14 protein-coding genes are annotated in these 19,599 nt (G+C 67.9%); 4 read left to right on the plus strand and 10 right to left on the minus strand.

Annotation, left to right across the window (positions count from 1 at the left end):
- Positions 1–21: 21 nt before the first annotated feature.
- Genes WS70_RS20445 through WS70_RS20455 form a run of 3 tightly spaced genes read left to right on the plus strand, consistent with a single transcriptional unit; the run spans position 22 to position 6,044 of the window.
- Positions 22–1,257, plus strand: a complete 1,236-nt coding sequence (locus WS70_RS20445; protein ID WP_059596465.1) for an efflux RND transporter periplasmic adaptor subunit — start codon at positions 22–24, stop codon at positions 1,255–1,257.
- A 58-nt stretch (positions 1,258–1,315) separates the two neighbouring features.
- Positions 1,316–4,501, plus strand: a complete 3,186-nt coding sequence (gene ceoB, locus WS70_RS20450) for a multidrug efflux RND transporter permease subunit CeoB (RefSeq protein WP_059472503.1) — start codon at positions 1,316–1,318, stop codon at positions 4,499–4,501.
- Positions 4,502–4,511: 10 nt separating this feature from the next.
- Positions 4,512–6,044, plus strand: coding sequence for an efflux transporter outer membrane subunit (locus WS70_RS20455; RefSeq protein WP_059472567.1), 1,533 nt, complete (start codon positions 4,512–4,514; stop codon positions 6,042–6,044).
- A 743-nt stretch (positions 6,045–6,787) separates the two neighbouring features.
- Here WS70_RS20455 and WS70_RS20460 read toward each other — a convergent pair.
- Together WS70_RS20460 and WS70_RS20465 are read right to left on the minus strand one after the other, a co-directional pair.
- Positions 6,788–8,026: a dicarboxylate/amino acid:cation symporter gene (locus tag WS70_RS20460; protein ID WP_059596466.1), complete on the minus strand. Its 1,239-nt coding sequence runs from the start codon at positions 8,024–8,026 to the stop codon at positions 6,788–6,790.
- The gene (locus WS70_RS20465; protein ID WP_059596467.1) at positions 8,010–8,669 is read right to left on the minus strand and encodes a GntR family transcriptional regulator; all 660 of its coding nucleotides are present in this window, start codon (positions 8,667–8,669) and stop codon (positions 8,010–8,012) included. The genes WS70_RS20460 and WS70_RS20465 overlap by 17 nt, the downstream gene beginning before the upstream one ends.
- 156 nt (positions 8,670–8,825) lie before the next feature.
- On the opposite strand from WS70_RS20465, the gene WS70_RS20470 reads away from it, so the two are divergent.
- On the plus strand, positions 8,826–9,296 hold the full coding sequence (locus WS70_RS20470; protein WP_059472506.1) for a GNAT family N-acetyltransferase: 471 nt from the start codon (positions 8,826–8,828) through the stop codon (positions 9,294–9,296).
- 184 nt (positions 9,297–9,480) lie between these two features.
- Here the strand turns inward: WS70_RS20470 and WS70_RS20475 are convergent, their stop codons facing one another.
- From WS70_RS20475 to WS70_RS20510, 8 genes are all read right to left on the minus strand, one after another.
- Positions 9,481–10,380 (minus strand): AEC family transporter, encoded by a 900-nt coding sequence (locus WS70_RS20475; RefSeq protein ID WP_059472507.1) that lies wholly within the window; start codon positions 10,378–10,380, stop codon positions 9,481–9,483.
- 314 nt (positions 10,381–10,694) lie between these two features.
- Positions 10,695–12,554 carry a fatty acyl-AMP ligase gene (locus WS70_RS20480; RefSeq protein ID WP_059596468.1) on the minus strand — a complete coding sequence of 620 codons (1,860 nt, stop codon included), beginning with the start codon at positions 12,552–12,554 and terminating at the stop codon, positions 10,695–10,697.
- Positions 12,555–12,570: 16 nt separating this feature from the next.
- Entirely contained in the window at positions 12,571–13,452 is an 882-nt protein-coding gene (gene fabD / locus WS70_RS20485; protein WP_059596469.1) for an ACP S-malonyltransferase, read from the minus strand.
- The gene (locus WS70_RS20490; RefSeq protein ID WP_059472568.1) at positions 13,453–13,884 is read right to left on the minus strand and encodes a hypothetical protein; all 432 of its coding nucleotides are present in this window, start codon (positions 13,882–13,884) and stop codon (positions 13,453–13,455) included.
- Positions 13,885–13,946: 62 nt separating this feature from the next.
- On the minus strand, positions 13,947–15,815 hold the full coding sequence (locus WS70_RS20495; RefSeq protein ID WP_059596470.1) for an AMP-binding protein: 1,869 nt from the start codon (positions 15,813–15,815) through the stop codon (positions 13,947–13,949).
- A gap of 28 nt (positions 15,816–15,843) precedes the next feature.
- Entirely contained in the window at positions 15,844–17,100 is a 1,257-nt protein-coding gene (locus tag WS70_RS20500; protein ID WP_059472511.1) for a type III PLP-dependent enzyme domain-containing protein, read from the minus strand.
- Entirely contained in the window at positions 17,097–18,536 is a 1,440-nt protein-coding gene (locus WS70_RS20505; RefSeq protein WP_059472512.1) for a hypothetical protein, read from the minus strand. Before WS70_RS20505 ends, WS70_RS20500 begins: the two co-directional genes overlap by 4 nt.
- Positions 18,533–19,594 (minus strand): NAD(P)-binding domain-containing protein, encoded by a 1,062-nt coding sequence (locus tag WS70_RS20510; RefSeq protein ID WP_059596471.1) that lies wholly within the window; start codon positions 19,592–19,594, stop codon positions 18,533–18,535. The genes WS70_RS20505 and WS70_RS20510 overlap by 4 nt, the downstream gene beginning before the upstream one ends.
- Positions 19,595–19,599 lie beyond the last annotated feature (5 nt).

Raw genomic sequence — 19,599 nt, forward strand, 5'->3', positions numbered from 1 at the left:
CGACAACTTGGGGGTTTTTTCATGGCTATCTTGCGTACTTCCCGTTCGCGGATCGCGGCCGCGACGCTTGCGGCCGTCGTCATCGCGGGCCTTGGCGCGTTCGGCGCGATCCGCGTGAACGCGAGCGCTCCGGACAAGTCGGCGGCGCCGCTGCCGGAGGTCGACGTCGCGAACGTGCTGTCGAGGACGATCACCGACTGGCAGTCCTACTCGGGACGCCTCGAGGCGGTCGAGAAAGTCGACGTGCGTCCGCTCGTGTCGGGCACGATCGTGTCGGTGAACTTCAAGGACGGCGCGCTCGTGAAGAAGGGCGACGTGCTGTTCGTGATCGATCCGCGTCCGTATCAAGCCGAACTCGATCGCGCGGCCGCGCAGCTCGCCGCCGCGCAGGCGCGCAGCGGCTACGCGCAGAGCGACTGGCAGCGCGCGCAGCGCCTGATCGGCGACAACGCGATCGCGAAGCGCGACTACGACGAGAAGCAGAACGCCGCGCGCGAGGCGTTTGCGAACCTGAAGGCGGCCGATGCCGCGCTCGAGACCGCGCGGATCAACCTCGGCTACACGAAGATCACGGCGCCCGTGTCGGGCCGCGTGTCGCGTGCGGAGATCACACTCGGCAACGTCGTGTCGGCGGGCGCGTCGGCCGCGCCGCTGACGACGCTGGTTTCGGTGTCGCCGATCTACGCGTCGTTCGACGCGGACGAGCAGACCTACCTGCAATACATCGGCGGCGCGAAGGACGGCCGCAAGGTGCCCGTCGAGCTCGGCCTCGCGAATGAGAGCGGCTATTCGCGGCAGGGCGTGATCGATTCGGTCGACAACCGGCTCGACACGTCGTCCGGCACGATCCGCGTGCGCGCGCGCTTCGACAATCAGGACGGCACGCTCGTCCCCGGCCTCTATGCGCGCGTGAAGGTGGGCGGCAGCGCGCCGCATCCGGCGCTCCTCATCGACGACGCGGCGATCAACACCGACCAGGACAAGAAGTTCGTGTTCGTCGTCGATCCGCAGGGCCGCGTGTCGTATCGCGAAGTGCAGCTCGGCTCGCAGCACGGCAATCAGCGCGTGATCGTCGGCGGCTTGTCGGCGGGCGACCGGATCGTCGTGAACGGCACGCAGCGCGTGCGTCCGGGCGAGCAGGTGAAGCCGCATCTCGTGCCGATGACGGGTGGCGACGACGCGGCCGCGACGGCCGCCGCGCCGGTCGCGGGCGGCGTGCAGCGTCCGCAGGGCGCGCCAGGCAACGCGCGCGCGTGACGGGCGGCCGTCCAGGCAAGCCCGCCGCGCAAGCGCGCTCAATCAGACAGAGCCTTTCATGAACATATCGAAATTCTTCATCGATCGACCGATCTTTGCAGGGGTGCTGTCGGTCGTCATTCTGCTCGCCGGGATGATCGCGATGTTCCTGCTGCCGATTTCCGAGTATCCGGAAGTCGTGCCGCCGTCCGTGATCGTCAAGGCGCAATACCCGGGCGCGAACCCGAAGGTGATCGCCGAGGCGGTCGCGTCGCCGCTCGAGGAACAGATCAACGGCGTCGAGGACATGCTGTACATGCAGTCGCAGGCGAACAGCGACGGCAACATGACGATCACCGTCACGTTCAAGCTCGGCACCGATCCGGACAAGGCCACGCAGCTCGTGCAGAACCGCGTGAACCAGGCGCTGCCGCGCCTGCCGGAAGATGTGCAGCGGCTCGGGATCACGACGGTCAAGAGCTCGCCGACGCTGACGATGGTCGTGCACCTGATCTCGCCCGACAACCGCTACGACATGACGTATCTGCGCAACTACGCGCTCATCAACGTGAAGGATCGGCTGTCGCGCATTCAGGGCGTGGGCCAGGTGCAGCTGTGGGGTTCGGGCGACTACGCGATGCGCGTGTGGCTCGATCCGCAGAAGGTCGCGCAGCGCAATTTGACGGCCGACGATGTCGTGCGCGCGATCCGCGAGCAGAACGTGCAGGTCGCGGCGGGCGTGATCGGCGCGTCGCCGACGTTGCCCGGCACGCCGCTGCAGTTGTCGGTGAACGCGCGCGGCCGTCTGCAGAGCGAAGAAGAGTTCGGCGACATCGTCGTGAAGACCGCGCCGGACGGCGGCGTCACGCATCTGCGCGACATCGCGCGGATCGAGCTCGACGCGTCCGAGTACGGGCTGCGTTCGCTGCTCGACAACAAGCCGGCCGTCGCGATGGCGATCAACCAGTCGCCAGGCGCGAACTCGCTCGCGATTTCCGACGAAGTGCGCAAGACGATGGCCGAGCTGAAGCAGGACTTCCCGGCGGGCGTCGACTACAAGATCGTCTACGACCCGACGCAGTTCGTGCGCTCGTCGATCAAGGCGGTCGTCCATACGCTGCTCGAAGCGATCGCGCTCGTCGTGATCGTCGTGATCGTGTTCCTGCAGACCTGGCGCGCATCGATCATTCCGCTGATCGCGGTGCCGGTGTCGATCGTCGGCACGTTCTCGCTCCTGCTGCTGTTCGGGTATTCGATCAACGCGCTGTCGCTGTTCGGGATGGTGCTCGCGATCGGGATCGTCGTCGACGATGCGATCGTCGTCGTCGAGAACGTCGAGCGGAACATCGAGAACGGGCTCACCGCGCGCGCGGCCACCTACAAGGCGATGCAGGAAGTGAGCGGGCCGATCATCGCGATCGCGCTCACGCTCGTCGCGGTGTTCGTGCCGCTCGCGTTCATGTCGGGCCTGACCGGCCAGTTCTACAAGCAGTTCGCGATGACGATCGCGATCTCGACGGTGATCTCGGCGTTCAACTCGCTGACGCTGTCGCCCGCGCTGTCGGCGATCCTGCTGAAGGGGCACGGCGAGAAGGAAGACGGGTTGACGCGCGTGATGAATCGCGTGCTCGGCGGCTTCTTCAAGGGCTTCAACAAGGTGTTCCATCGCGGCGCGGAGCACTACGGCCGCGGCGTGCGCGGCGTGCTGTCGAGAAAGGCGGCGATGCTCGGCGTGTATCTCGCGCTCGTCGCCGCGACCTTGATGATCTCGAAGATCGTGCCGGGCGGCTTCGTGCCAGCGCAGGACAAGGAGTATCTGATCGCGTTCGCGCAACTGCCGAACGGCGCGTCGCTCGACCGCACCGAGAAGGTGATTCGCGACATGGGCGCGATCGCGCTGAAGCAGCCGGGCGTCGAGAGCGCGGTCGCGTTTCCGGGGCTGTCCGTGAACGGCTTCACGAACAGCTCGAGCGCGGGCATCGTGTTCGTCACGCTCAAGCCGTTCGATCAGCGCCACGGCAAGGCGCTGTCGGCGGGCGCGATCGCGGGCGCGCTGAACCAGCGGTATTCGGCGATGAAGGATTCGTTCGTCGCGGTGTTCCCGCCGCCGCCCGTGCTGGGCCTCGGGACGCTCGGCGGCTTCAAGATGCAGATCGAGGATCGCGGCGCGGTCGGCTACGCACGGCTTGCGGATGCGACGAACGATTTCATCAAGCGCGCGCAGCAGGCGCCGGAACTGGGCCCGCTCTTCACGAGCTACCAGATCAACGTGCCGCAGCTCAACGTCGATCTCGATCGCGTGAAGGCGAAGCAGCTGGGCGTGAACGTGACCGACGTGTTCGATACGATGCAGATCTATCTCGGCTCGCTGTACGTGAACGACTTCAACCGGTTCGGCCGCGTCTATCAGGTGCGCGTGCAGGCCGATGCGCCGTTCCGCCAGCGCGCGGACGACATCCTGCAACTGAAGACGCGCAACGCGGCGGGCGAGATGGTGCCGTTGTCGTCGCTGGTGACGGTATCGCCGACGTTCGGTCCGGAGATGGTCGTGCGCTACAACGCGTACACGGCGGCCGACGTGAACGGCGGCCCCGCGCCCGGCTACTCGTCGGGACAGGCGCAGGCGGCGATCGAGCGGATCGCGGCGCAGACGCTGCCGCGCGGCGTGAAGTTCGAATGGACGGACCTCACGTATCAGCAGATTCTGGCCGGCGACTCGGCGATCTGGGTGTTCCCGATCAGCGTGCTGCTGGTGTTCCTCGTGCTCGCCGCGCTGTACGAGAGCCTGACGCTGCCGCTCGCGGTGATCCTGATCGTGCCGATGAGCATTCTGTCGGCGCTGACGGGCGTGTGGCTCACGCAGGGCGACAACAACATCTTCACGCAGATCGGCCTGATGGTGCTGGTGGGGCTGTCCGCGAAGAACGCGATCCTGATCGTGGAATTCGCACGGGAGCTCGAGCATGACGGCAAGACGCCGTTCGAGGCGGCGGTGGAGGCGAGCCGGCTGCGGCTGCGGCCGATCCTGATGACGTCGATCGCGTTCATCATGGGCGTGGTGCCGCTCGTGCTGTCGACGGGCGCGGGCGCGGAGATGCGGCATGCGATGGGCGTCGCGGTGTTCTTCGGGATGCTCGGCGTGACGCTGTTCGGCCTGATGCTGACGCCGGTGTTCTACGTGGTGCTGCGCACGCTCGCGGGCGGCAAGATTCACGTCGCGCAGAAGGATTCGGCGGGCTATGGTCTGCCGGCTCCGGACGCTTGAGGATAGAAAGATGAACAAGACCAAGATCAACGACGGCTTCAAGCGTCTCGCGAAGATCGCGGCGGCGAGCGGCCTGCTCGTCGTGCTGCTCGCCGCGTGCGCGGTCGGGCCCGACTACAAGCGGCCGGACGTCGCGACGCCCGCCGCGTTCAAGGAAGCGCCGGCGCTGTCGCCGGGCGAGCAGGCCGGCACGTGGAAGACGGCCGAGCCCGCCGACGCCGCGCATCGCGGCGAATGGTGGCGGGCGTTCGGCGACCCGGTGCTCGACGCGCTCGAGGAGCAGGCGCTCGCCGCGAACCAGAACCTGAAGGCTGCGGCGGCGCGCGTCGAGCAGGCGCGTGCGGCGACCCGCGCCGCGCGTTCGCAGTGGTTTCCGCAAGTGGGCGTCGGTTTCGGGCCGACGCGCGAGGGGCTGTCGTCGGCGTCGCAGTTCCAGCCGCAGGGCGCCGGACCCACGACGGCGACGCTCTGGCGCGCGCAAGGCACGGTGTCGTACGAGGCGGACCTGTTCGGCCGCGTGAGCCGCAATGTCGAAGCGTCGCGCGCGGACGCCGCGCAGAGCGAGGCGCTGTTCCGCTCGGTGCAGCTCGCGCTGCAGGCGGACGTCGCGCAGAACTACTTCGAGCTGCGCCGGCTCGATTCCGACCAGGATCTGTACCGCCGCACGGTTGAGCTGCGCGAGGAAGCGCTGAAGCTCGTGCAGCGGCGCTTCAGCGAAGGCGACATCAGCGAGCTCGACGTGTCGCGCGCGAAGAACGAACTCGCGACCGCGCAGGCGGACGCGGTCGGCGTCGCGCGGCGGCGCGCGGTGTCCGAGCATGCGCTCGCGATCCTGCTCGGCAAGGCGCCTGCGGATTTCTCGTTCAAGGAGACGCCGATCGCGCCGGTCGCGGTGCGGGTGCCGGCGGGGCTGCCGTCGGCGCTGCTCGAGCGGCGGCCGGACATCGCGGCCGCCGAGCGCGCTATGATGGCCGCGAACGCGCGCGTCGGCCTCGCGAAGTCCGCTTACTTCCCGAAGCTCGATATCACGGGCGCGTTCGGCTATGAAGCGGCGACGCTCGGCAACCTGTTCCTGTGGTCGAGTCGCACGTTCCTGCTCGGACCGTTCGCGGGCGCCGCGCTCACGCTGCCGATCTTCGATGGCGGGCGGCGGAGCGCGGGCGTTGCGCAGGCGCGCGCGAAGTACGACGAAGAAGTCGCGAACTACCGGCAGCAGGTGCTCGTCGCGTTCCGCGAAGTCGAGGACAACCTCGCCGATCTGCGTCTGCTCGACGACCAGATCCACGCGCAGAACGATGCGGTCAACGCGTCGCGGCGCGCGGCGACGCTGTCGCGCACGCAGTATCAGGAAGGCGCGGTCAGCTATCTCGACGTGATCGACAGCGAGCGCTCGGTGCTCGAGTCGCAGTTGCAATCGAATCAGTTGACGGGCACGCAGGCGGTATCGACGGTCAACCTGATTCGTGCGCTCGGCGGCGGCTGGGGGGCGGACGTGGCCGTCGGTGCGCGCGAGCCGGCGCGGCAGGACGTGGCGGCGCGTTGACGAGGGCGCGGCGGCTCCAGGTCGCGAGCCGCCGTTGCGCCGATGCGCGCGTGTTGCGCGTGGCCGCGCGTGCGTTGCTCGAAAGCCCGAGAGGTCGAGCGTCCGAACGTCGGGAATGCTGATGACGCTCGCGAACCTGAGCGTCCAAAAGCTCGAATGTCCGAGCGCCGAAACGTTCGAGAGCCGAAGAGCCTGAGAGCCGCGCGAACGCGACGGGCGTGCAGTTTCGGCGTCCGTCGCGTGACGGGTGGCATTCGGAGTGAACGTCGGAAAGGGTGGCAGGGGGGCCGTCGCTATGCGCCGACGGCACACGAAAGACGATCCGGGCCGAACCGATCCGACCGCGAGCGGCATCGCGAATTCTGTTTCGCACCGCGCGGTCTCGACTTACGCTTGGCAGCGGCGCAACGAAACGCGTTGTAATCGTTTCGTTGCGCCGCTGGTTCGACAATAAAAAGCGCAGTCCCAGCATGGGGCGACAGGGACTGCGTAACCGCCTGCATCCGAGGGCCAGAAATACTCGCAGACGGAACTACAATCGCGCGAGCGATGTCATGCGAGGCGGCCGCCGTGCGTGCCCGTGCACGCACGGCGTGCTGCACCCACCGAACCGCCGAGCATCACGCTCGCCAATACTCTCCTGCATCGGGCCGGCGTATCGCGCCGACCATCGAACTTCCGGCAGCCATCGCCGTACCGATTTCATTCCGCGCGCCGGCATCCGCCGGCGCGAACGACAGCCTTCAGACGCGCGACACGTGCGCCGCGGTGTCCGCAAGCTCGGGCGCCACGCCGGACACGCGGCTCGCGAGCGTCGTCGCGACGGTGCTCGCGTAGACGTTCAGCGCGGTGCGGCCCATGTCGAAGAACGCATCGACGCCGAGAATCAGCAGCACGGCGTCGGCAGGCAGCCCGATCGCGGCGAGGATCACCGTGATCGCGACGACCGCGCCCGACGGCACGTTCGCGGCGCCGTCGATCGTGATGATCGTCAGGATCGCGATCGTGATCATCAGCGGCCAGCTCCATGCGAGTTGGTACGCGTCCGCGAGATAGCAGACCGCGAGCACCGTGTAGAGCACCGCGCCTTCTCGATTGAAGATGTACGACAGCGGCAGCACGGTCGACGCGACCGACGACGGCACGCCCATCTCCGTCAGCTTCTTCAGATGCACGGGGAACGTGATTTCGGACGAGCGCGTCGTGAAGCCGAGGATCAGCGGCTCGCTGACCTTGCGGACGATCGCGCGCGGCGAGTGGCCGGCGAGCTTGACGATCAGCGTGAGCCACACAGCGAGGATCGCCATGCCGAGATACGCGATGCCGAGCAGCTTCGCGAGCGGCGTCATCGCGGCAAGTCCTTTCGACGACAACAGCACTGCGATCGCAGCAAAGATCGCAATCGGGGATAGCGACACCACCCACTCCGTCATCTTGAAGAACGCGGCGAGCATCGATTCGCAGACGGCGACGAACGGCGCCGCGCGATCCTGGACGGCCGCGAGCGCGCAGCCGAGCAGCACGCCGAACACGAGCACCGGCAGCGAGTTGCCGGCCGCGAGCGCGCCGACGATGTTCGACGGAATCATGTCGGTCAGGAACTTCATCCAGTCGATGCCGCTCGCGAGGTTCGCCGGCATCGACGCCGTCAGCACATGGCTCGCGCCGATGCCGGGCCGGAACAGCCAGTTGAGCGCGAGGCCGAGCGACGCGGCGATCACCGTCATCAGCACGAAGAACACGAGGCTGAACGCGGCCGTCTTGCCGAGCCGGCCGCGCTGCGTGCCCGCGCGGAACGCGCCGAGCGTCACCGACAGCAGGATCAGCGGCAGCACGACCATCTTGATCGCGTGACCGAACAGCGTCGAGATGAACGCCAGATCGCGGCTCGCGGCGGGCGCGAACAGCCCGAAGACCGCGCCGAGCGCGAGGCCGAGAATCATCTGTAGCGGTAAAGGAATTTTTTTATTGGCCAGTGTCATATCGAGCTCGAATTAATCGGATTCTGTCCGAAGTACCGTCGATCACGTGATTCCACATCAGTCGCCGCGCCGATTCCGCGTCCTGCGCATCGATGGCCGCGTAAATCTCCAAATGTTCGAGCGTGCCGCGCCTGACCGTCGCGAAATCGTTTCGCGGCAGTTCGTTCAGCGCATGGGTTTGCGCGCGCAGCAGCTTGTATGTCGTAAATAGCCGATCGTTGCGTGCGGCCTTGAATATTTCGTCATGAAAGACCCAGCCGACTTTCTGCTCAGTCATGATGTCGGCGCTGTTTTCGTCGACGAGCCTGCGCATCTGCGCATGCGAGCGCGACAGGCCGTCCGTTGCGCCGCCGCGCGCCGCGAGGTACGCGGCGGCGCTCTCGAGCGCGAGGCGCAGTTCGTAGATTTCGCGCAGATCGTCGCGCGTCGGCTCGTTGACGAAGGTGCCGCTCTTGTCGACGATATTCACGAGCCCTTCGGAAGCGAGCAATTGCAATGCGCTGCGCACCGGCATTTGCCCGACGCCGAGCTCGTGAGCGAGGCCCCGGTGAGAGATTTTCTGCCCGGGCGACAATCGGCCGTCGAAGATCCGCGAACGGATTTCGTCATAGGCGCTTCCCGTATCGGACGAGATTTTCTCCATTTTCTGTGATCGCAGTTTGTTTGCTTGAAATTTAATGACGCGAGCAACATTGATTTAGATTAACCGCATTGGCTGAGGCGAACAACAAATATTTTTTTGAGAACGAAATCTTTCACGGATTTAGAATGAGTCAATCAATTTTTTCATAAACAGCCGATGTTCGTCGATCAACAGTCGTACTCCATCGTGACCGTGCCGGTTGCGTCCGTGTTGCCGCTCAGGGCCAGAATTCTGTTGGACGGAGACGAGAACGCGAGCCGCTTTCCGTGCGACGACCATGATGTGACGCTCCATCAGGCGGCTCGGACATCGGACGGGATCGTCGCGGTCGCGACGATCTGCCGGCAAGCGTTTCGCGATTTCCCCGCGGATAGCGCGTGGCGGCTGCGGGGCGTGGCCGTCGAGCCGTTCATGCAGGGGCACGGCGTCGGCACGCGGCTGATGCACGCGTGCATCGAGTACGCGCGGCGGCAGAACGGAAAAGTCGTGTGGTGCACCGCGCGCGAATCGGCGCGCGGCTTCTACGAATCGCTCGGGTTCGTCGCGACGGGCGTGCCGTTCGCGATCGCCGGGCGCACCGACATGGTGTTCCACGAAATGTACCGGCTGCTGCCGAACGGCGCGTGACGGCCGTGCGAGCGCCGTCTCGCCGTGTGTCCCGTGTTCGATGAGCGGGCCGCCGACGTGCCTGTCGATTCGGGCGCGGCGCCAACGACGGCATGTGCGCGCCGCGCATCATTCGACGAAGCTAATGCATCGTGCATCGGACGATTCGCGTTCCGAAACATATTCGTCGGCCGTCTCGTTCGCGTCAATAAGGCAGCACGCCGCGCCACAGCCATGCGGCGACGATCGACGCAGGCACGCCCAATGTCATCAGCGCGCCCGCGAGCGGCGGATCGAGTTTCTTGTCGATCGCGATGAGCCCCGCGATGATCATCGGCGGCATCGTGGCCTGCAAGAGCGCGACGGCGAGCGGCACCCCCTGCTGAGCGAAGACGCAAAGACCGCAAGCGAGCACGATCGCCGGCACGACGAGCAGCTTGAAGCCGAGGCCCACAGCGAAATTCCGGGCGGCGCCGCGCGCGCTGCGCAAGCTGAAGCTCGCGCCCACCGAGATCATCGCGATCGGCGTGAGCGTTGCGCCGAGCGCGGTCAGCACATCTTCGACGACAGGCGGAAACGGCACCGGCCGCAGCAATAACGCGAGCGCCATCGCCTGAATCGGCCGGTAGCCGGCGAGCTGCCGCGCGACGCCGCGCCAGCGGGTCACGCTGCCCGCATACAGATCGGCGGCGACGAGACCCGCCGTGCACATCACGATGAAGTTCGCCTGATCGACGACGAGCGCGTGGCCGACCGCCGCGCTTCCGATGAGCGCCTGCACGACCGGCACGCCGACGATCGACGTGTTGCTCGTGCCGCAGACGAGCGTGAGGCAGCCGATGGTCGCCTTGCCGAGGCGAAGCAGCGCGCCCGCGATGAGCGCGAGCGCCGCAGTCGCCGCGAATACGATGACGGGCGTCGCGAAGAGCCACAGCACGTCCGCGCTGAATGCGATCTTGTGCAGATGCTGCAGCACGAGCGCGGGCAATGAAATCTGGATGACGAAGAAGTTGAGGCTGGCCGGGAAGTTGTCCGGCAGGCGCTTGCTCCGCGCGAGCGCGGCGCCCGCGAACAGGCAGGCGAGAACGAGAATCAACGAAGCCATCGATCGGCGCTTGTACGAATCGGATGCCGGATGGCTCGGTGGGCCGTCCGTGCGGGTTGCGGGTGTCGAAAAACCGGCGCGGGACCGGGACAGATGCGCTTGCGGCGCGCACGTTGCATCGTGTGCCTTCGCGGCGCGCGCCCGCCGGACTATAACCCGACGGGCGGCTCGATGCGAGGGTATGCGAGAAACGGACGCGAGATATGCCCGGCATGCGCTCGCGATGCAAGCGACGCGCATGCGGCGCCGTACCGCGCAATCGGCTGCCGTGCGCCGTGCGCCGTGCGCCGTGCGCGGCGAGCCGCTGCGCATCGTCAGGCAGCGGCCTGCGCGTCGCCGGACGGCTCGCCGCAGACGCTCGCGCACCGTTCGATCACGGGCGCAAGCCATGCCCGCGCGGTGTCCGGCAGATACGCGTCCTCGATCGTGAACGCGCCGTCCGCGAGCATCCGCGCGCAGGTCGAGCGCTGGATCTTGCCGCTCGACGTCGTATGAATCTCGCCCTTCTTCACGCGGATCACGCCGCTCAGCGTCAGCTGGCACGCGTCCCAGACTTCGCGGCCGATCTCCGGCGCGAGCGCCGCGAGATCGAACCGGCCGGTCGCCTCCAGCACGACGACGACCCCCGCCTGCTCGTCGCGCTCGACCATGATCGCGGCGAGCCGGTTCGCGCGGATCTGATCGGACACGTTCAGCACCGCGCCTTCGATATCCTGCGGATAGTAGTTGACGCCGTTCAGGATGATCAGGTCCTTGATGCGCCCCGAGATGAACAGGTGGCCTCGGTCGTCGACGAAGCCGAGGTCGCCCGTGCGCAGCATGCCGTGCGGAAACGCGTCGGAGCGGTATGCGCGGAACGTCGCGTCGGTTGCGTCCGGGCGGCCGAAGTAGCCATGGCAGACGCTGTCGCTCGCGACGCAAATCTCGCCGATCGCGCCCGCCTGCCGCGGATCGCCCGTCGCCGGGTCGACGATGCGGATCGCCTGATGCGCGTGGGCGAGCGCGCCGACCGATACGACGTCGATCGAGCGGCCGTCGCCGTGCAGCGGCTCGAAGCGTCCATCGGCGAGCGCCGCGTAGTCGGCGCGCCGCATGACGACGGGTGCGCCGACCTGCTTCGACGTTGCGACAAGCGTCAGCTCCGCGAGTCCGTAGCATGGCGCGAAAGCGTCGTAGCGGAAGCCGGCGGACGCGAACGCATCGGCGTATTCGCGCATCGTCCGCGGCCGCACCGGCTCCGCTCCGTTGAATGCATGCTCCCACGTCGACAGATCGAGCCGCGCGAGATCCATCCGGCTCGCGCGGCGCCGGCACAGCTCGTAGCCGAAGTTCGGCGCGCCGCTACAGGTCGCGCCGTAGTCGGACACCGCGTGGAGCCAGCGCGCCGGATGCTGCAGGAAGTCCTGCGGCGACATGAACACAGCGGGCCGTCCCGCGTAGATCGGCTGCAGAATGCTGCAAATAAGCCCCATGTCGTGATAGTGCGGCAGCCACGAGACCATCAGCCAGCGCGCGCGGGCGCTCCCGCAGTGTTGATACAGCAGCCGCTCGTTCGCGAGCAGGTTGTCGTGGCCGACCATCACGCCCTTCGGATCGGACGTCGAGCCGGACGTGTACTGCAGGAACGCGATGCTGTCGGGCGCGACGGCGGGCAGGTCGGGCGAAGCGTCGCCGATGCCGTCGGGGATCGCGTCGACTTCGCGGCACGGCGGTGCGACGACGCCCGCCGCGCACAGTTCGGCGAGCACGGCGTCCATTTCGCCAGTGCCGCAGATCGCGAGCGACGGCGCGCAGTCGCGCGTGATCGAGATCAGCCGGCGCCGCTCCTTTTCGGTGTGCGGCGGCAGCGCCGGCACGGCCATCCGGCCCGCGTACAGGCAGCCGAAGAACGCCTCGATGAAATCGGCGGCCGACGGGAAAATCAGCAGCACGGGGTCGCCCGGACGGCCGTGCGTGACGATTTCGCGCGCGATCGCGAGTGCGCGGCGATGCATGTCGCCGTAGCGCATCACGCGGTCCGGCATACGGCCGAAGCCGAGATAGCCGTACGCGAACTCGTCGGGCGTCGTCTCTGCGCGGAATCGCAGCACGTCGGCGAAGTTGGCCGCCGGCGCGAGCGGCGGCGGCGCGGTCAGCGATCGGCAGGCGGCGAGGGCGGATTGGATGGATGACATGTCGGATCGGTCCTCTTCAAAGTGATGCGGGTTGCGGCGTCGCGGGTTGCTCGTACCGGATGGTGTCGACGAGTTTCGTCAGGAGGCGGCGCCCGGGGCCGAGCTCGTCCCATTCGTCGACGCCCGAGCGCAGCATGAAGCGGATGCTGTCGCGCCAGCGCACGGGCTGGTCGAGCTGTTCGACGAGATAGTCGGCCGGCGTGCCGGGCGCCTGATAGATGCGCGCGGTCACGTTCGACACGACGGGCCGCGCCGGCTCGGCGAGCGCGAAGTGTGCGAGGAACGCGTCGAACTCGGGCTTGAGCGGCGTCATGCAGCGCGAGTGGAACGCGCCGCTTACCTTCAGCGGGTGGACGGTGACGTCGCCGCATGCGTCGAGCATGCGCGTCGCGTCGGCGACCGATGCGGCCGGCCCCGCGATCACGGTCTGCTCGGCGCTGTTGAAGTTCGCGAGATCGACGTCGTCGAAGCCGAACGCGCGCAGGCGGCGGCCGAGCTCAGCGGCGGTCACGCCGACGACCGCCGCCATCGCGCCGCCGTTGACCGACGCGAACAGCTCGCCGCGCCGCTTGACGATCTCGAGCCCGGTGCGGAAGTCGAATACGCCCGCCGCGAGGAGCGCGCTGTATTCGCCGAGACTGTGTCCGGCGAGCCAGACGTTCGCGTCGTCGTGCGTTTCGCGCCACGCGGCGAGCTGCAGCGCGTTGACGACGAAGATCGCGGGCTGCGCATAGCGGGTGTCGGCGAGCAGGCCGTCGGGATCGTCGATGCAAAGACGCGCAACCGATAGGCCCATCGCATCGTCCGCCGCTCCGACGATTTCCGGATACCGTTCGAAGAGACCCGCGCCCATGCCCGCGACCTGTGAGCCCTGCCCAGGAAAAATCAATGCCTTCATTTACCCTCCTGCGAACATGTAGCCGCCGATGCCGAGCGCGACGAGCATCGCGATCGCGACGACTCCGCCGAGCTTGTGCTGAACGCGGTCGATGCGCTCCCATGCGGCGTAGTCGCCGTGCGCCGCATGGCGCCTGCGCCGGACGACGATCCACACGCACACCGCGTTCAATGCGATCGCGAGCGTGCCGAACGCGACCTTCGTTAGCAGCAGCGGCGTCGGCGCGCGATGCGCGAGCAGGATCGCGCCGGTGACGAGCACGATCGTGAACGCGGGGATTTCGACGTACTTGTCGGTGGTCCAGTGCAGCTTCGAGATAAACGCGCGTTGCTCCGGACTCCGATCGATCGCGTGCTCGAAGATGCCTTCTACGATCACGCAGCTCATCCACGCGGCGACGAAAATCAGATGCAGGAACAGTACGAGCTTCATGGCGTCCTTCATGTTCGGTCGATGTCGTTCGACGAAAAAAGTGCGATGCGCGGCGCCGGGCGTCACGCCGAGGCCCGCACGCGCTGCGTCGCGAAATGCTCGAGCAGCCGGCGGCGGAGTATCTTGCGCGTCGGCCCTTTCGGCAGCTCGGGCAGATCGTCGAGCTCGTGGAGCAGCACGACGTGGCGCGGGCACTTGTAGTGCGCGATGCGGCCTTCGCACAGGCGGCGGACGTCGTCCTTGCCGAGCGTCGACGACGGCTTCAGCTTCACGTACACGCACACCTCCTGCCCGAGAATCGGATCGGGCACGCCGAGCGCCGCACATTCGACGACGTCGTCGCAGCCGTGCAGCACGTTCTCGATCTCGGCCGGATAGATGTTCTCGCCGCCCTTGATGATGAGATCGTCGACGCGTGTCGCGAAGAAGAAGTGGCCTTCGTCGTCGCGATAACCGTAGTCGCCCGTGTGTAGCCAGCCGTCGCGAAAGCGTTCGGCGCTGAGTTCGGGGCGCGCGTGATAGCGCGTCGCGACGTTGTCGCCGCGGATCAGGATCTCGCCCGTCTCGCCCGCCGCGACGGGGCGGCCGTCGGCGTCGACGATCCGCAGCTCGTTGCATGGCAGCGCGACGCCGATCGATCCGAAGCGCCGGCGCTCGGCGGGATGGCGGTTCATCGTCGCGAACGACGTCGTCTCGGTGAGCCCGAAGCCTTCGAACACCGGCACGCGGTATTCGCTCTCGAAGCGGTTGCGCACCTCATCGAGCAGCACCTGGCCGCCGCAGACGATGCCGCGCAGCGTATCGTCGGTGCGCTTCAGTCCGTATTCGAGGAACGCGGACAGGAACGCGGGCATCACGCTCGTCCAGTTCACGCGGTATGTGTCGATCAGCTTCCAGAACGACGGCAGCGCCGATTTGCCTTCGAGGATCACCGAGCTGCCGCCCGCGATCAGCGGCGACAGCAGCGTGATCACTTGGCCGTTGTTGTGGAAGAGCGGCAGGATGCACATCGTGCGCGCGCCGGGCTCGAACGCGAACCAGTCGACGAGCGCGCGCGCGTCGGACAACAGGTTCCGGTGCGACAGCACGACGCCCTTCGGGTGGCCCGTCGTGCCGGACGTGTAGAGAATGCTCGCGTCGTCGTTGGCTGACAGGCTCGGTTCCGGCGCGATCGATGCATGCTCGTGCTCGGCTGCCGCCGTCGCCGCGAGCGCTTCGAGGCCAAAGCCGGACGCGGCGTCGGCGCACGCGAGCGGCGCGCCGTCGTCGCCGAGCGCCGCGTGCACCGCGTCGCGCAGGCTCGTGAGCCGCCGGTCGAAGACGACGAGCTTCGCGCCGCTGTTGCGGACGATGTACGCGCATTCGGCCGCGCTGAGCGCCGGGTTGATCGGCACCGACACGACGCCGAGCCGATGCGCGCCGAAATAATACGCGAGGAACTCCGGGCCGTTCGGCAGCACGACCGACAACCGGTCGCCACGCCGCAGTCCGTGCGCGTGCAGCTTTTCGGCGGCCGCGCACGCGAGCCGGTCGAACGCGCGATACGTGTAGCTGCGGTCGTCCGCGGGGAAGAACAGGAAAGGTTCGTCGGGCAGCGCGTCGGCGCGCGCGCGCAGCAGCGCGCCGATCGTGTCGGGCTCGACGCCGGTCGCGTTTGCCGTCGCACCGGGCGTGGCGCTCGCTTGCGGCGCGTCGCCGCCCGCTTCGCGTTGCCGCTCGACGTAATGCAGCAGGCGCTCGAAGCTGTCGAGCCGGTAGGCTTCTTCGATGTCGATGTCGATGCCGAATTCGGCGGCGACCTTGCCGAGCAGCTGGACGTGCGCGAGCGACGACCATTCGGCGAGGTTCTGCATCGACACGCCGGGGCCGAACGGCGCGCTCGTGAAGATCCGGCTGCCGAGAGCGCTCAATTGTCGTGAAAGCGAAGACACGCTGGGGCTCCTTGTCATGTAATGGAAATCAACGGGACGCCGCGCCGAACAGCGCGAGCTCGCGGAACTGTCCGCGCAGACAGTGGTTCGAGCTCATCGACGAAGCATAGCCGCCCGCGTTCAACAGCGCGACGAAGTCGCCCGGCTCGACGGGCGGCAGGCTCATGTCGTTGCCCCACAGGTCGAGCGCCTCGTTGATGTTGCCGGCGAGGCACACCGATTGCGCGGCGCCCGGCCGGCGTATGCACGGCACGGGCTCGCACGGCAGGTCGTAGAACGCGGGCTCGATCGCGAGGTTGAAGCCGCCGTTCAGCCCGACGAAACGGCGATTGCGCTTGAGCTCGACATACGCGACGCGCAGCACGAGCATGCCGCCGTCCTTCGCGATGAAATCGCCGGGCTCGATCGCGATCGTCAGCGGGCGGCGGCCGAAGCGTGCGTGCACGGCCGCCCGCCAGCGCTCGAGGTCGAGCGGCCGGTCGGTCGCGCGATGCGGCAGGCCGAGCCCGCCGCCGAGATTGATGCCGCGCAGGCCGGGCACGCGTGCGGCGAACGCGTCGAGCGCGTCGAGCACGCGCTCGAACGACGCGAGTTGCGGGTCCAAGTAGCCGCAGCCCGCGTGGCAGTGCAGCCAGGTCACGGTCAGGCTGTGCCGCGCGGCGAGTTCGAGCGCCGCGCCGAACTGCTCCGCATAGATGCCGAACTTCGTGACGGTTGCGCCCGCATAACTGAGTCGCTCGCTGTCGCCGTAGCCGATGCCGACGCCGGGATTCACGCGGATGCCGATTTCGCGTCCGGGCGAGCGGCTGCCGAGCAGTGCGATCGCGCTCAGCGTGTCGCAGTTCACGTGCACGTCCGGCAGTGCGGCTAGGAGGGCCGCCTCGTCCGGCATCATCCCGTGCGCGGTATACGAGATGCGCTCGGGCGCGAAGCCGCAGGCGAGCGCTTCGCGCAATTCCTCGGGCGAGCACGCGTCGATGCCGAATATCGGCGAGCGCCGCAGCTCGGACAGGAGTGGCCGGAAGCGATTTGCCTTCATCGCGTAATGAATGCGGAAGTCGCCGTCTTGCAGGCCGCCGAGCGCGCCGCGCAGGCGCTCGACGTTGTCGACCGCGCGCTGCGGGTCGTACAGGAAGAGCGGCTCGGCGAATGCGGCGGCGAGTGCCGCGACGTTGCGTCCGCAGAAATGCAGGACGCCGTCGCGGTAGTGCAGCCGCTCGCGCGCCCACCAGTCGGCGGGCGGTGCGGCATGGGCGGGGGAGACAGCGTCGAGGTTCGCGTTCATCGGTGGACGGCCAGGTGAGTGGTTGAACGGGAGAAGAGCGGCGCGAGGTCGAGCGCCTGTGCGGTCGCCGCGAGCGCTTGCGGCGCTTTCGCGCGCGCGAGCACCGCGTCGGCGAGTGCGGACGGCGCGATGCGCAGCCGCGCACGCGAGCCGTTCCGTTCGACAGCGACGCCCGCTTGCGCGGCGAGCGCGTCGACGAACTCGACGGCCGGCTGATTGCCGTCCGTGCGCGCGTAATCGATCGCGATGGCCGGCAGCGCGGCTTGCCGCGCGGCGTGCGCGAACGCGAGCAGCGCGCCATGCTCGACCTGCTTGCCGAGCACCGTGCAGCTCAGCACGAATTCGGCGAGAACGGGCAGGCCGGCGTCGGCGCGCACGAGCGCGAAGCCGCTGCAGCCGTATTGGCCGAAGCGGTCGGCGACTGTCAGCGCGAGTCCGCTCGCATTGCGCTCGGCCGCGTCGAGCAGGTCGGCTTCGAGATACGGGCGGCCGCTCAGATGGAACGTCGCGGCCGTGTGGCTGAGGCGTGCGCTTTTGGCGAGCGCCGTTTCGTCGTCGAGCGGGACGCCCGTGATGCGCAGTTGCAGGCGTTCGAAGAAACGGGCGAGCGATGCGCTAGGAGCCGGGGCGCTCGGGGAGGCAGCGTCCCGGCTGCATGCGTCGGTCGGCGCTGCGTTGCGTATGTGTCCGGCAGCGGCGTCTGCGTTGACACGCGTGTGCGGCGCTGCTTCGTGCGGAGTCGCCGCAGCCGTTGCGTTCACGTCGGCGCTTGCGTTCGCGTTCGCGTCCGCATCGGCAACCGCGGCCGTTTGCGTGTGCGTGTGCGCGCCGGAGACTGCGCTTGCGTCCCGCTTCGCCGCGCCGCTGTCCGCACCGCCGCCGTCATGCAGCCGCGCGGCGATCCACTTTGCGAACGCCGCGAAGCACTCGATCGTCAACGGCACGTGGCCGAGCTTGTCCGCGACCGGATCGAACGGCTGCGCGATCGCACTCGCCGAGACGAAATCGGCCCAATCCAGCGCGCGCACGCCCGGCACCGATTGCAACGCGCATTCGAGTCGCCGGCACGTATCGGCGAGCGCCGCGCCTCGCGCGTCGAGCGCGGGCGACGGCAGCACGACGATGCACGGCGGCATCGCGCGGCTCGCGCTGAACGACGCGAGCGCGTCGAGCCATGCATCCGCGCGCTGCGTGAGCAGCGCGGCAAGCGAATCCGGCGATTGCGCGCGATCGCTTGCCTCGTGCCGCACGAAATCGGCGAGCCGCACGAGCAGCAGCGTTTCGTCGCGCGCATGCTGCGGATCGGGCGCGAGCAGCGCTTGCAGCAATTGGTTGTAGCGCGTGAACGCGACGTCGTCGAAGCGCCGCGCGCGCAGCAGCGGATCGAGCGGCGATGCGGTGAACGTCGCGCCGACGAGCAGGCGGCGGGCGCTCATTGCGCGATCTCCGGCTCGGCGGCGGCCGCCGCCGATGCCGACTGATAGAGCCCGCCCGCCCGCTCGGCCGGGAACCGGAACGCCGCGCGGACCTCCGCATGCGTCACGTTGAGCGGCCGCTTCAGCACCGCGCGGCGTGCTTCGTCGAGCGACGCGTAGTCGTTCGTCGCATGCTCCTTCAGATACGCGGAGAAATCGCCGCTGTCGATCTGATCGAGCACGCGCGCGGCGAGCTCGCGCACGGCGGCGGGCAGCGTGCGGCCGCGCCAGCGGTGATAGCCGACCTGGCAGGTCGGCGAGCCCTGGAGCGCGACCACTTCGTCGAGTCCGATGTCCGCGCCGTCGAGCATCATCTTGCCCATCTCGCCGGAGCCGTAGACTTCGAGCAGCGCGGCCTTCGGATTGAAGCCGCGTTCGACGAGCACCTGAAACCCCGTTTCGACGAGATCGACGAGCGCGGGCGCGAGGAACTGCTCCTGGAACAGATCGAGGAACGTCTCCTGCCGGTGGCCGAGCGCCATCACGCCCGCGCGCGTGAAGCCCATCGCGTGCGCGATCGCGAGCACTCTGTCGCGCGCCCGGCCGGTGTGGTCCGCGACGATGTCGAAGTATGCGGGCGCGCCCTGGCCCGCGAGGTAATAGCGGCGGATCGGATCGCCGTACATGCGCGGCGCGAGCATCGCGAGATCGCGTCCCGCGAGCGAGCGGACGTCGCCCTGCACGAGCGAGTGCCCGTGCGCGACGCACAGGAGCGCGCCGTCGCGCAGGTTCGGCGCGATGTCGACGTCGAACACCGCGCCGTGCGCCTCGTCCGGAATCAGCAGCAGCACGATGTCCGCGTGCGCGACCGCTTCGGCGATGCCCGTCACGCGATGGCCCTCCGCTCGCGCGAGCTCGAAGTAGTGGTCGTCGATGTTGCCGACGCGCACCGAAACGCCGCTGTCGCGCAGATTCGCGGCGAATGCGCGGCCCTGGATGCCGTAGCCGATCACGCTGACAGCAAGGCCTTCGAGCGGCAGCAGCGAAGTGTGTTCGTCTTGATAGATGAGATCGTCCATGGAAA

It is taken from the genome of Burkholderia mayonis (assembly GCF_001523745.2).
GTDB classification, from domain to species: Bacteria; Pseudomonadota; Gammaproteobacteria; order Burkholderiales; family Burkholderiaceae; genus Burkholderia; species Burkholderia mayonis.

Coding starts and splice junctions, on each gene's coding strand:
- WS70_RS20445 (WP_059596465.1), top strand. CDS start 22: ATGGCTATCTTGCGTACTTCCCGTTCGCGGATCGCGGCCGCGACGCTT.
- ceoB (WP_059472503.1), top strand. CDS start 1,316: ATGAACATATCGAAATTCTTCATCGATCGACCGATCTTTGCAGGGGTG.
- WS70_RS20455 (WP_059472567.1), top strand. CDS start 4,512: ATGAACAAGACCAAGATCAACGACGGCTTCAAGCGTCTCGCGAAGATC.
- WS70_RS20460 (WP_059596466.1), bottom strand. CDS start 8,026: ATGACACTGGCCAATAAAAAAATTCCTTTACCGCTACAGATGATTCTC.
- WS70_RS20465 (WP_059596467.1), bottom strand. CDS start 8,669: ATGGAGAAAATCTCGTCCGATACGGGAAGCGCCTATGACGAAATCCGT.
- WS70_RS20470 (WP_059472506.1), top strand. CDS start 8,826: ATGTTCGTCGATCAACAGTCGTACTCCATCGTGACCGTGCCGGTTGCG.
- WS70_RS20475 (WP_059472507.1), bottom strand. CDS start 10,380: ATGGCTTCGTTGATTCTCGTTCTCGCCTGCCTGTTCGCGGGCGCCGCG.
- WS70_RS20480 (WP_059596468.1), bottom strand. CDS start 12,554: ATGTCATCCATCCAATCCGCCCTCGCCGCCTGCCGATCGCTGACCGCG.
- fabD (WP_059596469.1), bottom strand. CDS start 13,452: ATGAAGGCATTGATTTTTCCTGGGCAGGGCTCACAGGTCGCGGGCATG.
- WS70_RS20490 (WP_059472568.1), bottom strand. CDS start 13,884: ATGAAGCTCGTACTGTTCCTGCATCTGATTTTCGTCGCCGCGTGGATG.
- WS70_RS20500 (WP_059472511.1), bottom strand. CDS start 17,100: ATGAACGCGAACCTCGACGCTGTCTCCCCCGCCCATGCCGCACCGCCC.
- WS70_RS20505 (WP_059472512.1), bottom strand. CDS start 18,536: ATGAGCGCCCGCCGCCTGCTCGTCGGCGCGACGTTCACCGCATCGCCG.
- WS70_RS20510 (WP_059596471.1), bottom strand. CDS start 19,594: ATGGACGATCTCATCTATCAAGACGAACACACTTCGCTGCTGCCGCTC.